This is a genomic window from Pilimelia terevasa, assembly GCF_014647915.1.
GTDB lineage: Bacteria > Actinomycetota > Actinomycetes > Mycobacteriales > Micromonosporaceae > Pilimelia > Pilimelia terevasa.
Genome location: NZ_BMQC01000001.1, coordinates 385,010 through 400,471, shown reverse-complemented (window position 1 = coordinate 400,471; position 15,462 = coordinate 385,010). Strand labels below are relative to the sequence as shown.

Here is a 15,462-nt window from a genome sequence, read left to right as displayed (position 1 = left end):
CGGCCCGCCCCGGACCAGGTGCCCGGGCGGCCGGTCCGCCCGGCGCCGCTACCGGGACACTCCCCCCGCAACGACCCGAACGGCGCGATCACGGCGTCGGCGGCTCCCCGAGGACGTCGCGCAGCAACTGGGCGACCCAGTCCAGCAGCGCCAGGTCCCGCAGCGGCGTGCCGCCGACCCGCCGGGTCTGCGGGTGCGGGACGCTGACCTGCCCGGCGGCGGCCTTGTACACCGAGTCGGGGTGGTACCGCTTGAGCCGCATCTGCCGGGAGTCCGGCAGCTCCAGCGGCGACAGCCGGACGTGCCGGCCCTGCAGCGACACGTCGGTCAGCCCGTAGGAGCGGACGCGCAGGCGGAACCGGGCCACCGCCAGCAGGTTGGCCACCTGGGCCGGCGGCTCGCCGTACCGGTCGGTCATCTCGGCCACGATCTCGTCGAGGGTGGCGGCGTCGCGGGCGTTGGCCAGCTTGCGGTACATCTCCAGGCGCAGCCGCTCGACCGCGATGTAGTCGTGCGGCAGGTGCGCGTCCACCGGGAGGTCGACCTTGACCTCGGGCTCCTCCTCGGCCCGCTCCCCCTTGAACTGCGACACCGCCTCGCCGACCATCCGCACGTACAGGTCGAACCCGACGCCCTCGACGTGCCCGGACTGCTCGCCGCCCAGCAGGTTGCCCGCGCCGCGGATCTCCAGGTCCTTCATGGCCACGTACATGCCGGCGCCCAGCTCGGTGTGCTGGGCGATGGTCGCCAGCCGCTCGTGCGCCTGCTCGGTCAGCGGCTTTCCCGGCGGGTACAGGAAGTAGGCGTAGGCCCGCTCCCGGCCGCGCCCGACCCGCCCGCGGATCTGGTGGAGCTGCGCCAGGCCCAGCAGGTCGGCCCGCTCGACGATCAGGGTGTTGGCGTTGGCGATGTCGATGCCGGACTCGACGATGGTGGTGCAGACCAGCACGTCGAACTCCTTCTCCCAGAAGCCGACCATCACCTGCTCCAGCGCGTCCTCGCCCATCTGGCCGTGCGCCACCGCCACCCGGGCCTCCGGGACGATCTCCCGGATCCGGCGGGCCGCCCGGTCGATCGACTCGACCCGGTTGTGCAGGTAGAAGACCTGGCCGTCGCGCAGCAGCTCCCGGTGGATGGCGGCGGCGACCTGCTTGTCGTCGTGCGCCCCCACGTAGGTCAGGACCGGGTGCCGCTCCTCCGGCGGCGTGGCGATCGTGGACATCTCCCGGATGCCGGTGATGGCCATCTCCAGCGTCCGCGGGATCGGGGTGGCCGACATGGTCAGCACGTCCACCGACGCCCGCAGCGTCTTGAGGTGCTCCTTGTGCTCGACGCCGAACCGCTGCTCCTCGTCGACGATCACCATGCCGAGCTGCTTGAACTGCGTCGCCCTCGACAGCAGCCGGTGGGTGCCGATGACGATGTCGGCGGTGCCGTCGCCGACCATCTCCATGGTCCGCTCGGCCTCCTTCGGCGTCTGGAACCGGGAGAGCTGGCGGATGGCGACGGGGAACTGGCCCATCCGCTCGGTGAACGTGTTGAAGTGCTGCTGGGCCAGCAGCGTGGTCGGCACGAGGACCGCGACCTGCTTGCCGTCCTGCACGGCCTTGAACGCCGCCCGGACCGCGATCTCGGTCTTGCCGTACCCGACGTCGCCGCAGATCAGCCTGTCCATCGGCGTCTGCTTCTCCATGTCGCCCTTGACCTCGTCGATCGCGGCGAGCTGGTCGGGCGTCTCGGTGTACGGGAAGGCGTCCTCCAGCTCGCGCTGCCAGGGCGTGTCCGCGCCGAACGCGTGCCCCTGGGACGCCTGGCGGGCGGCGTAGAGCTGGATGAGCTGGGCGGCGATCTCCTTGACCGCCTTGCGGGCGCGGGCCTTGGCCTTCTGCCAGTCGGCGCCGCCCATCTTGTGCAGGGTCGGCTGCTCGCCGCCGACGTACCGGGAGAGCTGGTCGAGCTGGTCGGTGGGCACGTACAGCCGGTCGCCGGGCTGGTTCTTCTTCGCCGCCGCGTACTCGATGACCAGGTACTCCCGGTCGGCGCCGTTGATCTTGCGCTGGACCAGCTCGACGTACCGGCCGATGCCGTGCTGCTCGTGCACCACGTGGTCGCCCGCGCGCAGCTCCAGCGGGTCGATGGTGTTGCGCCGCCGGCTGGGCATCCGGCGCATGTCGCGGGTGGTGGCGCCGCGGCCGCCGGTGATGTCCTCGCCCGTGACGACGACCAGCCGGTCGCCCAGCTCCAGGCCCTCGTGCAGCCCACCGCACGTCACGGTGATCTCGCCCGGCGGCGGCGCCGCGCGCAGGTCGTCGACGAGCGCGACGCCGAGGCCGGCGTCGCGCAGCACCTCGACGGCGCGCTGGGCGGGACCGTGCGCGGTGAACACCAGCACGACCGCCGCGCGCGCGGCCGTCCACCGGGTCAGGTCGGCGACGAGCTTCCCGGTCTCCCCGTGGTAACGCGGCGTGGCCGTGGCCGCGGGCGCCAGGCCGACCGCCGCGTCGGGCGTCACTCCGGCCTCGGGCAGCGGGTCCCGCCACGGCTCGTCGGCCGGCGCCGCCGCGGCGGCGCCGGCCAGGCCGAACGGCGCGAGCGTCCACCAGCCCAGGCCGAGCTTGTCGGCGTGCCCGCGGACCTCGGCGAGCGTGCGGAACGCCGCCGCGCCCAGGTCGACGGGCGCCCGGCCCTCGGCGCCGGCCGCGGCGGCCCAGCTCGCCTCCAGGAACTCGTCCGAGGTGCGGGTGAGGTCGTGGGCGCGGGCGCGGATGCGCTCGGGGTCGCAGAGCAGGACGTGGGTGTCGGGGGGTACGCAGTCGACGAGCAGTTCGAGCTGGTCGGCGCCGAGCAGCGCCGGAGCCAGCGACTCCATGCCCTCGACCGGGATGCCCTCGGCGACCTTGTCGAGCAGCTCGGCGAGCTGGGGCTGCTCGTGGGCGAGGGCCGCGGCCTTCGCGCGTACGTCCGGGGTGAGCAGCAGCTCGCGGCAGGGCGGCGCGTCGAGCCGGTCGACGGTGTCGATGGTGCGCTGGTCGGCGACGGCGAAGGTGCGGATCTCCTCGACGTCGTCGCCCCAGAACTCCACCCGCAGCGGGTGCTCGGCCGTCGGCGGGAAGACGTCCAGGATCCCGCCGCGCACCGCGAACTCGCCGCGCTTGGTGACCAGGTCGACGCGGGCGTACGCCAGGTCGCCCAGCCGGCGCGACACCGCCTCCAGGTCGGCCTCCGCGCCGCTGGTCAGCGTCACCGGCTCCAGGTCGCCCAGGCCCTTGAGCTGGGGTTGCAGCAGCGAGCGGACGGGCGCGACGACGACCCGCACCGGCCCGGCCGCGGCCGCCGCGGGGTGCGCCAGCCGGCGCAGCACCTCCAGCCGGCGGCCGACGGTGTCCGAGCGCGGCGACAGCCGCTCGTGCGGCAGGGTCTCCCACGCGGGGTACACGGCCACGCCCGCGGCCGGCAGCAGGCAGGCGGCGGCGTCGGCCAGGTCGTCGGCCTCGCGGGAGGTGGCGGTGACCGCGAGCACCGGGCGGCCGGCGCCCCCCTCGGCCGCCGCCAGCAACGCCACGAGGTACGGCCGCAGCGCCGCCGGGCCGGTCAGGTCCACGGCCTCGGGGCGCGCGGCGGCCACGTCGCGGGCGCGCGCCAGCGCGGCGTCGCCGAGGACGGCCGGCAGCAGACCGGCGAGCTTCATCGGTACCTCCGGGCGGTGGACGGACGACGGACCGGGCGGCGCCCGCCGACCGGGGACAGCCGGGTCCCGCGGTGCGGCGACGCGCGGGGTGGGCGGCCCTCCGACCCTAGCCGCCCCGTGACCGCTCCCCGGACCCTAGCCGCCGGCCGGGACGGCGCGGCGCTGCCGACCCGGCGCGGCGGCGGTGCCGTGCCAGGTCGGCCAGGCCGGTCCTCCCTCGCGCTGTAATCCGCGCCACACTGTCGGTTCCCCGACAGCCTCCTTGCCCCCGTCCGCGAACTGGCGTTCGATCGCAGGTCAGATGCGTCGCTCCGCGCGTCGGTGCGGCACGGGTCATCGACCACCCAGGTCCCGGGACATCGACCACCCAGGTCCCGGCGCATCGACCCGTAACCATTCGCCGCGACGGCGGGTTTCCCCCCACGACGGGCGGACATCGACCGACGGCCACCGCTCCCGCGGTCGCCGGACGGCACCGCTCCGCGACCGGCCGCCCCACACGGGCGCGCCGGCATTTCGCGTCGCACATTCTGTCCGTCGACACCGGACGAATCAGCGCGAGAATGCTCGGGCCTCATTATTCGTCCATTAAGGATTTACTCCACGTTCCGCCGGTCGGCCGCACTCCAGCGGCGGCCATCCCCGCGCGGCGGAGACGGCATCGTGGGCTGCCGTGATCACGGGACGCGAGGCGGCGAGAGGCCGACCATTCGCGGCCGGCCGTGGTGCTCAAAGGGGATGCAACATGCGACTGCTGCTGCTGGTTTCCGCGTTCAACGGACTCAGCCAACGGGTCTGGTGCGCGCTGCGGGAGGCCGGCCACGAAGTGGGCGTCCAGCTCGCCACCGGCGATCAGGCGATCATCGAGGCCGCGGGCGCGATGAACCCCGACCTGATCCTGTGCCCGTACCTGAAGGACCGGGTCCCCACCCAGGTCTGGCAGCGCTGGCGGACCGTGATCATCCATCCCGGCCCGGTGGGCGACCGCGGACCGTCGTCGCTGGACTGGGCGATCGCCGAGGCCCGCACGCGGTGGGGCGTGACGGCGCTCCAGGCGATCGACGAGCTGGACGCCGGACCGGTCTGGGCGGCGCGGACGTTCGACCTGCCGGCCGACCCGCCCCGCAAGTCGGCCCTCTACCACGGCCAGGTCGCCGACGCCGCGGTCGCCTGCGTCTTCGAGGTCGTGGAGAAGGCCGCGGACCCCGCCTTCCGGCCGGTGCCGCCGGGCCGGGCCGGTACGCCGCTGCCCGGCGCCCGCCTGCGGCCCGCGATGACCCAGGCCGACCGCGCCTTCGCCTGGGGCGAGGCCACCGCCCACGTCGTCCGGCGGATCCGCGCCGCCGACGGCTCCCCCGGCGTCCGGGCGACGCTGTCGGGGCGGCCGCTGCTGGTCTTCGACGCACACCCCGGCGCCCCCGCCGACGGCTACGCGCCCGGGACCGTGCTGGCGCAGCGCGACCACGCCGTACGGGTCGCCACCGGGGACGGCAGCGTGTGGCTGGGCCACCTCAAGCCGCCCGCGGGTGCCGTCGGGCCGCGGATCAAGCTGCCCGCGACCACGCTGCTCAGCCGCCGGCTGCGGGGCGTGCCGCGGACCCCCCGGGGCCTGGCCGAGCACGGCGACGGGCCGGCCGAGATCCGGTACCGGCGCGACGGCGCGGTGGGGTGGCTGCACTTCGACTTCTACAACGGCGCGATGTCCAGCGGGCACTGCCGCCGGATGCTGGCCGGGCTCCGGCACGCGGCGCAGCAGGAGACCCGGGTCCTGGTCCTGGTCAGCGGCCCGGAGGTGACCAGCAACGGCATCCACCTCAACGTCGTCGAGGCCGCCACCGACCCGGCCGCCACCGCGTGGACCAACATCAAGGCCCTCAACGCCGTGTGCCGGGCGATCACCGCGAACACCCGACAGGTGGTCATCGCCGGGTACGGCGGCCCCGCCGGTGCCGGCGGGGTGATGTTCGGCCTCGGCGCCGACGTCGTGGCCGCCCGCGCCGAGATCGTGCTCAACCCGTACTACGACATCGGGCTGTTCGGCTCGGAGCTGCACACCTACACGCTGCCGCGGCGGGTCGGCGCCACCCTGGCCCGGCAGCTTCTGGACGACCGGCTGCCGGTCAGCGCCACCGCGGCGCTGCGGATGGGCCTGGTCGACGAGGTCGGCCCCCGGGACTGGGCCGCCTACCTGGACTGGCTCGCGCAGTTGGCGGCGCGGGCCGCCGAGCCGGGGCGCGCCGAGGCCGTGCGCGCGGCCAAGACCGCGCGGCTGGCCGGCGAGCGGGTGCCGCTGGACGCCTACGAGGCGCGGGAGCTGGCCGAGATGACGATGGACATGTTCGACGACCGGAGCGACTTCGCGGGCGCGCGGTACGACTTCGTCCACAAGGTCCGGCCGCAGGTCACTCCAGCCCGGCTGACCTACCGGCCCCCGGCGGCGGTGCGGATCGTCCGGCCGCGCAAGCCGCTGCGGGCCGCCAGCCCCGCCTGAGCGGGCCGGTCGGCGGCACGTGCCGCGGCGACGCTGAAGGGCGGACCCCGACACGCGGTCCGCCCCCGAGCGGCACGCCGGGGCCCCGACGACCCGGCTGGCGTACAGGCCCCTCACCATGGAGCCACCACTGGCCCCCGAGGAGGTCACGCAGTCCCCCGTGGGGGCCGTATTCTCCCCGGTTCCCCCTTCAGGGGAGCCGGAATCAGTGAACACCAATCCGCGGAGTAATCGCAAGACATCGGTGTGTAACAGTAGCTACGACCTGAGGATTCCCCCGTCCGTGGACGGCGGTTCGGCCGGCGCCCCCCGTCGTTCGGGGGAGCGCCGGCGCGCCCGCGGCGCGGACCTAGATCTCGCCCCGCCAGGCGCCCGAGGCGGCGCCACGCTTCTCGATGTACTCCTTGAAGCGGGCCATGTCCGCCTTCACCCGGTGGTCGACCATGCCCAGCTTGTCCCCGACCTGCTCGACGGCACCCTCGGGCTCGAAGTCCATCTTCGCGGTCACCCGGGTGCGGTCCGCGCCCAGCGGCTCGAACGTCACCTCCCCGGCGTGCGTGACGCCCTGCGCCATCCAGGCCACCCGCTGGTCCGGCACCTGCTCCACGATCTCGGCGTCGAACTCGCGCTCGACCCCGGCGATCTTCGTCCGCCAGTGCGTGGTGCGGTCCGAGAGCTGCCGGACCTCCTCCACACCCGCCATGAACTCCGGGAACTCCTCGAACTGGGTCCACTGGTTGTAGGCCGTCCGCACCGGGACCGCCACCTCCACACTCTCCGTCACCGATGTCACGGCGCTCCCCTCTCCTGTACGACAGCCGACGCCGACCGGCGTCACTGAGCCGATTACCGGGCCGGTACCACCGCAAACCTCCGGGACAAACCTCCGACACGACGCGCGGCCGGGCATGGGTGGCGGCGGATCGGGTAACGGAGAGGGGGTCACATCCGCCACGACAACCGGAGGTCCGCATGGACGGCATCGTCCTGCTCCGCGAAGACCACAAGAAGGTCGAGACGCTGTTCAAGGAGTACGAGAAGAGCAGGGAGTCGGCGACCACCGCGCAGAAGCGGGCGCTGGTCGACCAGATCTGCGAGGCGCTGACGACCCACGCGTACATCGAGGAGCGGATCTTCTACCCGGCGGCGCGCGAGGCCGCGCCCGCGACCGGCGCGCACGTCCTGGAGTCCGTCGAGGAGCACCACGTGGTGGCCTGGCTGCTCTCCGAGGTGCGCACCCTCGACCCCGGCGACGAGACGTTCGACGCCAAGGTGGCGGTCCTCATGGAGAACGTGCGGCACCACGTCCAGGAGGAGGAGCAGGAGTGGTTCCCCGAGGTGCGCAAGGCGCTGGGCCGCAACGCGCTGGTCGAGCTGGGCGAGGAGATGGCCAAGGCCCGCTCCGACGCCCCCGCCGACCCGCTCGCGCTCCAGTCGGCCAGGAGCTGACCGCCGCGCGCCCACCCGGCCACCGCCGGGCGGGCCGCCGCGCGCACGGTCAGTAGCGGGCGCTGACGGTGCGGGCCGCGGGGTCGACCCGCACCGCCCCGCCGTAGGGCAGCACGAGCTGCGGACTGGTGTGTCCGAAGTCCACGTCGAGGACGACCGCCGACGACGGCGCGTACTCGCCCATCGCCCGCAGGACCGCCGCGTGCTGTGCGGCGACGTACTCGTGCCGCTGCGGCATCGCCCGGCGGTCGTGGACACTCCACGCCTTCGGACGCCCCATCAGCAGGGCGTCGCACCGCTGGAGCAGTCCGCGCTCGCCCATGGAGCGCATGATCCGGTACACCTCGCGCGCGGGGACCAGCTCCTCCGAGGTCTCCAGCAGCAGGACCGCGCCGTCGGGCAGCTCCGGCACCCGGCCCGCCATCAGCAGCCACGCCACGACCTCGACGCAGCCGCCCCAGGTCGGCCCCTCCACCGGCCCGGCGGCCGCGCCCGCCCACCGCCAGGGGGTCGCCGGGCGCACCGGCGGGGGCACCGCCGCGGGCTCGTGCCAGGGGGCGTCCTCGTCGGTGAACTCGGCCGGCGGCTCCAGCGTCCGCCACCCGGACTCGGACAGGGCGGTGCGCAGCCAGCGCATCGAGTACGGGTGCGGGCCGCCGACCCGCCCGAGGTGGGCCATGACGGACCCGCCGTACCAGCCGGCCACCCCGAGCCCGTGCAGGTGCTGCAGGAGGCAGGTGTTGTCGGAGTACCCGAAGAAGGGCTTGGGGTTGGCGGCCAGGACCTTGTCGTCCAGGTACGGCAGCACCGTGATCAGGTCCTCGCCGCCGACGGTGGCCATGACGGCGGCGACCGAGTCGTCGGCGAACGCCGCCATCAGGTCCGCCGCGCGCTCCGCGGGGGTACCGCCGGCCCGGGTGGTCGGGTACTCCACGGGGACGAGTCCCAGGTCCTCGCGCAGGACCCGCAGGCCGCGCTCGTACACGTGCGGGAAGGTTCCGGCGAGCGCCGCGGACGGGGACACGACCGCCACGCGGTCCCCGGGCGCCACCTTGCTGGGTGTGGTCATCGCCCCACGCTAGTCATCGCCCGGCGCCGCCGCACCGGCCTTTCCCCCGGGCCGCCGGGACGGCGTACCCCCGAGCCGCGCGACGGCGTCGGCGGCCGTGTCGGCGAACCACACGTGCCGGCCGCGGTTGGCCTCGCGGACGAAGTCGCGCAGCGCGCCGCTGGCCGCGGTGTGCGCGGAGATGTCGCCGACGACCAGCAGGCGCAGCCGGTAGTTGGCGCACTTCTGCACGATCTCGCCGGCCACGCCGGTGCGCAGCGCGAAGAAGTCGGCGCCCAGCCGCGCGACCGGCAGCACCACCCACTCCACGCCGACGCTGAACGCGGCGCCGACCAGGTCACCGGCCGCGCCGGCCCCGTCGAGCACCGCGCCGTCCCAGACCCCGACCGTCTCCGTCCCCCACCGCTCCACTCTCATTCCTGCACCTTGGTCGCGGCCCGGCCGCGGGGCAAGGCATTTCCCGACCGAAACCGTCGATCACGGTCGCGCGGACCGTGATCGACGCCGCAGTGCGGGCGGAGCGCGGCCGGGCATGGAAATGTAGCGGTCATGCGGAACGGTGGGGAGGCGCCGCGGTCCGGCGCCGCGGAAGCGGTCGGTGCGGAAGCGGCCAGCGCGGACGCAGTCGGTGCGGGCAGGGTCGGGGTGGTCGGCGCGGACGGGGCCGGGGCGGACGAGGTCGGGGCGGACGCGGGGCGGGCGGACGCGCTGCTGCGCGCCGACATCCGGCGGCTGGGCGAACTGCTGGGCGACACGCTCGCCCGGCAGGAGGGGCGCGGCCTGCTCACGCTGGTCGAGGAGGTGCGGGCGCTGGTGCGGGCCGACGACGAGGCCGCCGCCCACAAGCTCGCCGGGGTGGACGTCGGCACCGCCACGCTGCTGGCGCGGGCGTTCGCCACGTACTTCCACCTGGCCAACATCACCGAGCAGGCGCACCGCGCCCGGGCCCTGCGGCGGGCGCGCGCCGCGCGCGGCGGCTGGCTGGAGCGCGCCGGCAGCAGAATCGCGGCGGCCGGCGTGCCGACCGGGGCGGTGGCCGAGGCGGCGGCGCGGCTGGCCGTGCGCCCGGTCTTCACCGCCCACCCGACGGAGGCCGCGCGCCGGTCGATCCTGACCAAGCTGCGCGCGGTCGCCGACCACCTCGACGCCGAGGCGGCCGAGGCCGCGCTCACCGGCACCGCCCGCCGCGACGACGGCCGGCTGGCCGAGCTGATCGACCTGCTGTGGCTCACCGACGAACTGCGCGTGCACCGCCCCGAGCCGACCGACGAGGCGCGCAACGCGGTGTACTACCTGCGCGACCTCGCCCGCGGGCCGGTCGGCCTGGTCCTGGAGGACCTGCACGCGGCGCTGGGCGGGCTCGGCGTGGCGCTGCCGGCGACCGCGCGCCCGCTGACGTTCGGGAGCTGGATCGGCGGGGACCGCGACGGCAACCCGTACGTCACCCCCGAGGTCACCCGTGACGTCCTGCTGCTCCAGCACGAGTACGGCCTCCAGGCGGCGGAGGACCTGGTGGACGACCTGGTCGGGGCGCTGTCGGTCTCCGACCGGCTCCGCGAGGTCACGCCCGCCCTGCGGGCCAGCCTGGACGCGGACCTCGCGGCGCTGCCGGAGATCGAGGGCCGCCTGCGGCGCAACTACGACAGCGAGCCGTACCGGCTCAAGCTGCGCGCCGTGCGGGCCAAGCTCGCGCACACCCGCGACCGGCTGGCGGCCGGCCGCGCGCCGGCACCGGGGCGGGAGTACGCCGACGCCGCCGCGCTGTACGCCGACCTCGCCCTCGTCCGGGAGTCGCTGGCCGCCCACGGCGGCCGGCTGGCCGCCGACGGCCGGGTCGCCACGGCGCTGCGGACCGTGGCCGCCTGCGGTCTCGGTTTGGCCACCCTGGACATCCGCGAACACGCCGAGGCCCACCACGCGGTCCTCGCCCACCGGTACGCCGCGCTCGGCGAGGTGGACTACGCGGCGCTCGACCGGCCGGGGCGCACCGCGCTGCTGGGCGCGGAGCTGGCCGGGCGCCGGCCGCTGTGGGGGGCGGACCCGGACCTGCCGGCGGGGCCGGCGCGCACGCTGGCCACGTTCACCGCCGTGCGCCAGGCGCAGCGCCGGTTCGGGGCCGACGTCGTCGAGTCCTACATCGTCTCGATGACGCGCGGCGCCGACGACGTCCTCGCGGCGGCGGTCCTGGCCCGGGAGGCCGGCCTGGTGGACCCGCCGGCCGGCCGGGCGTCGATCGGGCTGGTGCCGCTGCTGGAGTCCTCGGCCGAGCTGGCCGCCGCCGGTCCGCTGCTGGACGAGCTGCTGTCGGTGCCGGCGTACCGGCGCGTGGTCGCCGCCCGGGGCGACGTGCAGGAGGTCATGCTCGGGTACTCCGACTCCAACAAGGACGCGGGGATCGCCAGCGCGCAGTGGGGCATCCACCGGGCGCAGCGGGCGCTGCGCGGCGCGGCGGCGCGGCACGGGGTGCGGCTGCGGCTGTTCCACGGGCGGGGCGGCACGATCGGCCGCGGCGGCGGCCCGACTCACGAGGCGATCCTGGCCCAGCCGTACGGGACGCTCGACGGTGCCATCAAGCTGACCGAGCAGGGCGAGGTGATCTCCGACAAGTACACGCTGCCGGGTCTCGCGCGGGAGAACCTGGAGCTGACGGTGGCCGCCGCGCTGGAGGCCACGGTCTTGCACCGGGAGCCGACGGTCCCGGCGGCGCAGGTGGCCCGCTGGGACGGGGCCATGGACGTCGTCGCGGCCGCCTCCTTCGAGGCGTACCGCGCGCTGGTCGACCACCCCGACCTGCCGGCGTACTTCTGGGCGACGACGCCGGCCTCGCTGCTGGGCGCCCTGAACATCGGCTCCCGGCCGGCGCGGCGGCCCGACGCGGGCGCGGGGCTGGGCGGGCTGCGGGCGATCCCGTGGGTGTTCGGCTGGACCCAGTCCCGGCAGGTGGTGCCCGGCTGGTTCGGGGTCGGGGCCGGGCTCGCCGCCGCGCGGGCCGCCGGGCTCGGGCCGGTCCTGCGGGAGATGTACGCCGACTGGCGCTTCTTCCGCACCTTCCTGTCCAACATGGAGATGACCCTGGCCAAAACCGACCTGACCATCGCCCGCCGGTACGTCGAGTCGCTGGCGCCGCCGTCGCTGTGGCCGGTCTTCGACACCGTCCGCGCCGAGTGCGAGCGGACGGTGGCCGAGGTGCTCGCGGTCACCGGCCAGGCGGCCCTGCTCGACGGGCAGCCGGCGCTGCGGCGGACCCTGGCGGTCCGCGACAGCTACCTGGAGCCGCTGCACCATCTTCAGGTGGCGCTGCTGAGCCAGCACCGGACGGTCGACCGCGCCGACGACGCGCGGGAACGCGCCCTGCTCACCACGGTCAACGGCATCGCGGCGGGCCTGCGCAACACCGGCTGAGCGCCGGGGAGCGCGCGGCCGCGGCCCGCGACCGGCGATCAGGCCGGCCGCAGAGCCGCGGGGCCGCTCAGGCGAGCGGGTCGGCGCTCCGGCGTCGCCGGGCCAGCACCCGCAGCAGGGCGCCGCCGACGACGATCACGGCGCCGCCGACGAGGATGCCGGCCAGGGAGCCGCCGGTCACCGGCAGGCCGGCGTCGTCCTGCTGTACCTGGGACACCGGGGTGGTGGGCGGCTGCGGGTCGGTCGGCCCGCCGCCGCCGGTACCGCCGCCGCCACCGCCGCTCCCCCCGCCCGGCAGGCCCGGAGCCTGGACCGTCACCCTGCGCGCCAGCAGCCGGGCGCGGCACCTGCGGTCCTCGCCGAAGGCCACGAGCACCTGGTCGCCCCGCAGCTCGGCCGGCAGGTCGACCTCCACCGAGATCCGGCCCCGGCCGTCGGCCCTGGCGGCCGCGACCAGCTTGTTGTCGGCCGGGTAGCGCAGGACGGCCACCTCGCTGCCCGGGCGGAAGCCCTCGCCGGTGACGGTGGTGGCCTTCGGCCCGGCCGTCAGCGCGTCGCCCTTGGCGCTGGCCAACTCCCCGGCGCGGACCGGGGCGCGACCCGGGATCGCCCACGCGTGCAGGATCTTCTCCGCGGTGGCCAGGCCCCGACGGCCGGGCTCGGGCGCGTCGGCGGCGCTGCGGACGGTCAGCTCGTGCAGGCCCAGCTCCCTGGCCCGGACCGTGAACCGGAACCTGCCCTCGCGGTCGGTCCTGGTCCGCTGGTCGAGGCCGCCCCTGCCGCGGCCGCCCGCGCCGGCCTTGCCGGACGCCTCTGCCACGCGGGCACCGTCCTGGCCGTCCACCCCGTCGACGCCGTCGCTCTTGCCCGGAGCGGCCCCGCCCTTGCCGTCAGACCCGCCGTCCTGGTCGCCGCGGCGGTCCTGACGGCCGCCGCGGCGGCAGCGGTCGGCGCAGCTCGTACCCAGCGCGACGGCGTGCCGGGCGACCGGCCTGCCCCGCTTGTCGGTGAGCTGGCCGCTGACCACGACTGTCCCGCCGGCGGAGACGACGGTCGGCGCGGCCTCGGCGGTCAGGGTGGGAGCCTCGCACGGCGCGGCGATCAGGGCGAAGCGGTTCCCGCCCGCGCTCCACTTCGGGTCGACCCAGGTCACGGCTCTGCCGCTGAGCTGCGCCTCGCCGGGTAGCCGGTAGACGCCCTGCCACTCGTCCGCCCGCACCGCGGCGACCGGCTGGCCGCGCAGCGACTTGGCGACGATGAACTTCGGCACCCGGACGCCGGTCCGCCCGCCGACGCCGTCGAGCCGGAACACCCAGCTCCCGTCGTCGCTGCAGTCCAGGTCGCGCGCGGGCGCGGCGAGAACCGCCCGGGCGCCGCGCAGGCCCCTGTCCTCGGCCAGCTCCGGGTGGTGCAGGTCCGGGTCCTTGACGGCCGGCCCGGCTCCGGCGACCGGCGGGGTCGCCGCGGCGGCGGCCGCGGGGGCCGCGACCGCGAGCGCGGCGGCGCCGACCGCCAGGCTGAGCCGGGTGGAGACGGCGCCGGCACGGCGACGCCCTGACTGACTACTCACGTGTGTGCACCTCGACATCGGATGGGTTCGCGACTGCACCCTGCGGAACGAGGTCGGCCGCGCCGCGGCTGTCGGTCGTCGGCCACTTCGGACCGAAGGCGCTGAACCGCTCACCGGTCGTCCACCGCCGCCCGGCCGCCAGCACCGACACACTCGAACCCGCGCCAAAGCGATGTTTCCGGCGATCCCCGTCCGGCGCCTCACCCGTCCCGGACCACCTCGACCGACCTCCCACGCGTCCGTCAGCCGGCAGTCGGACGGACCGGCGACCGCCCCGGACCGGCCCAGCCCTGCTCCTCATCCATCCTCATGACGCCCCCCAATTTTCGTCGTAGTGACGATAATTAGTCTCGTGATTGAATGTCAATGTGACGCAAAATGGTGCCGAGTTCCGGGTCGCGGTCGACCTCGTGGTCCTCACGGTGCGCGACGGCACGCTGGCCGTGCTCCTGGTCCGGCGGGGCATCCCCCCGTACCGCGGGCGGTGGGCGCTGCCCGGCGGCTTCGTCCTGCCGGACGAGGACCTGCCCGCCGCCGCCGCCCGCGAGCTGGCCGAGGAGACCGGGCTCGCCGGACCGGCGGGGCACCTGGAGCAGCTCGCCACCTACGGCCGCCCCGCCCGGGACCCGCGCGGGCGCGTGGTCAGCGTCGCCTACCTCGCGCTGCTGCCCGACCTGCCCGTCCCGGTCGCCGGCTCCGACGCGGCGGCGGCCCGCTGGGTACCGCGCGCGCGAATCGGTGCCCTGGCCTTCGATCACGCGCGGATCCTCGCCGACGGCGTGGAGCGCGCGCGGGCCAAATTGGAGTACACACCGCTGGCCACGGCCTTCTGCCCGCCGGAGTTCACCGTGGGCGCGCTGCGGGAGGTGTACGAGAGTGTGTGGGGCCGACCGCTGGACGCCCGCAACTTCCACCGCAAGGTCACCGGCACCCCGGGCTTCGTCGTACCCACCGGCGGCGCGGACGCCGGTGGGCGCGGCCGGCCGGCCCGGCGCTACCGGCGCGGCCCGGCCGCGCTCCTGCACCCGCCCATGCTCCGGGACCGCGGCGATCCGGCGGCGGACACAGTGTAGGGAGCTGCCCGATGCTGTCCGGGGCGACGCCGGAGTGGGATGGGGGCCACGTGCGGTCTGCTCGGCCCCGCAGGGTGCCGTCCGCACGCTGATCCGGAGGAAACCATGTCTCCTTTCGTCCGTCCACTGACCAGCGTCGTCGCGGCCCTGCTGGCCGCCGCGGCCGGCGGCGCCCCCGCCGCGGCCGCCTCGGCGCGGAGCTGGAAGTCGCTCAACGTCGTCGGCGTCAACGCCGCCGGCTGCCAGGAGTCCAGCGTGAAGCTGGGAAATCTCGGCGGCGGCCAGTTCGAGCTGGCCATGGCCGGCTACCAGATCAACACGTCCGCCTGGCCCGGCCTGTCCAAGGGCTGCAGCGCCGACATCAAGGTGGTGATGAACCCGAACTTCTCCCTCCAGCTCGACAAGCTGACAGCCCGGGCGCAGGTCCGGACCGGTCGCCAGGCCTCGGCGGAGGCCACCGTCGGGATCGTGAACCCCGTCGGGGCCGACGTCGAGCTGCACCGGAACTGGGGCGGCGGGGTCAACGTGCGCTGGGACGAGAGCCGGAGCCGGTCCACCGCGCTGGTCGGCTGCGGCGCCACCGACACGTTCACCCTGCGCACGAGCCTGAGCGCCATGCCCCAGGAGCAGGGCGACACCACCGTGACCATCGCGATGGGCGCGGCCGGCGTCCGGCCGGTCATCACCGTCAGGGCGGTCCCCTGCTGAGCCGCTGACCGT

Annotated in this window: 10 protein-coding genes; 5 read left to right on the top strand and 5 right to left on the bottom strand. The window is 75.5% G+C overall.

What is annotated here, in order from left to right; all coding sequences use genetic code 11:
* Nucleotides 1-88: 88 nt before the first annotated feature.
* Nucleotides 89-3,688 (bottom strand): transcription-repair coupling factor, encoded by a 3,600-nt coding sequence (gene mfd, locus IEY75_RS01955; protein WP_189112389.1) that lies wholly within the window; start codon nucleotides 3,686-3,688, stop codon nucleotides 89-91.
* A gap of 745 nt (nucleotides 3,689-4,433) precedes the next feature.
* Between mfd and IEY75_RS01950 the strand changes: the two genes are divergently transcribed.
* Entirely contained in the window at nucleotides 4,434-6,179 is a 1,746-nt protein-coding gene (locus IEY75_RS01950; protein WP_189112388.1) for an enoyl-CoA hydratase-related protein, read from the top strand.
* Nucleotides 6,180-6,528: 349 nt separating this feature from the next.
* On the opposite strand, the gene IEY75_RS01945 is transcribed toward IEY75_RS01950, so the two are convergent.
* Entirely contained in the window at nucleotides 6,529-6,972 is a 444-nt protein-coding gene (locus IEY75_RS01945) for an SRPBCC family protein (protein WP_189112387.1), read from the bottom strand.
* Nucleotides 6,973-7,151: 179 nt separating this feature from the next.
* Here IEY75_RS01945 and IEY75_RS01940 point away from each other — a divergent pair, with 179 nt between their 5' ends.
* Nucleotides 7,152-7,628 (top strand): hemerythrin domain-containing protein, encoded by a 477-nt coding sequence (locus tag IEY75_RS01940; RefSeq protein ID WP_189112386.1) that lies wholly within the window; start codon nucleotides 7,152-7,154, stop codon nucleotides 7,626-7,628.
* Between the two features lie 49 nt (nucleotides 7,629-7,677).
* On the opposite strand, the gene IEY75_RS01935 is transcribed toward IEY75_RS01940, so the two are convergent.
* Nucleotides 7,678-8,697 (bottom strand): S66 family peptidase, encoded by a 1,020-nt coding sequence (locus IEY75_RS01935; RefSeq protein ID WP_189112385.1) that lies wholly within the window; start codon nucleotides 8,695-8,697, stop codon nucleotides 7,678-7,680.
* 9 nt (nucleotides 8,698-8,706) lie between these two features.
* Entirely contained in the window at nucleotides 8,707-9,114 is a 408-nt protein-coding gene (locus IEY75_RS01930; protein ID WP_189112384.1) for a DUF4180 domain-containing protein, read from the bottom strand.
* A 228-nt stretch (nucleotides 9,115-9,342) separates the two neighbouring features.
* Between IEY75_RS01930 and ppc the strand changes: the two genes are divergently transcribed.
* Entirely contained in the window at nucleotides 9,343-12,099 is a 2,757-nt protein-coding gene (gene ppc, locus IEY75_RS01925; protein ID WP_229789271.1) for a phosphoenolpyruvate carboxylase, read from the top strand.
* A gap of 67 nt (nucleotides 12,100-12,166) precedes the next feature.
* On the opposite strand, the gene IEY75_RS01920 is transcribed toward ppc, so the two are convergent.
* A complete protein-coding gene (locus IEY75_RS01920; RefSeq protein WP_189112382.1) occupies nucleotides 12,167-13,669 on the bottom strand; it encodes a hypothetical protein in 1,503 nt (500 codons plus the stop codon).
* 368 nt (nucleotides 13,670-14,037) lie between these two features.
* Here IEY75_RS01920 and IEY75_RS01915 point away from each other — a divergent pair, with 368 nt between their 5' ends.
* Together IEY75_RS01915 and IEY75_RS01910 are read left to right on the top strand one after the other, a co-directional pair.
* Nucleotides 14,038-14,742, top strand: a complete 705-nt coding sequence (locus IEY75_RS01915) for an NUDIX hydrolase (protein WP_189112381.1) — start codon at nucleotides 14,038-14,040, stop codon at nucleotides 14,740-14,742.
* Nucleotides 14,743-14,847: 105 nt separating this feature from the next.
* Entirely contained in the window at nucleotides 14,848-15,450 is a 603-nt protein-coding gene (locus tag IEY75_RS01910) for a hypothetical protein (protein ID WP_189112380.1), read from the top strand.
* Nucleotides 15,451-15,462 lie beyond the last annotated feature (12 nt).

Excerpts from the sequence above, each read along its gene's own strand:
- mfd (WP_189112389.1), bottom strand. The coding sequence starts at position 3,688 with ATGAAGCTCGCCGGTCTGCTGCCGGCCGTCCTCGGCGACGCCGCGCTG.
- IEY75_RS01950 (WP_189112388.1), top strand. The coding sequence starts at position 4,434 with ATGCGACTGCTGCTGCTGGTTTCCGCGTTCAACGGACTCAGCCAACGG.
- IEY75_RS01940 (WP_189112386.1), top strand. The coding sequence starts at position 7,152 with ATGGACGGCATCGTCCTGCTCCGCGAAGACCACAAGAAGGTCGAGACG.
- IEY75_RS01935 (WP_189112385.1), bottom strand. The coding sequence starts at position 8,697 with ATGACCACACCCAGCAAGGTGGCGCCCGGGGACCGCGTGGCGGTCGTG.
- IEY75_RS01930 (WP_189112384.1), bottom strand. The coding sequence starts at position 9,114 with ATGAGAGTGGAGCGGTGGGGGACGGAGACGGTCGGGGTCTGGGACGGC.
- IEY75_RS01910 (WP_189112380.1), top strand. The coding sequence starts at position 14,848 with ATGTCTCCTTTCGTCCGTCCACTGACCAGCGTCGTCGCGGCCCTGCTG.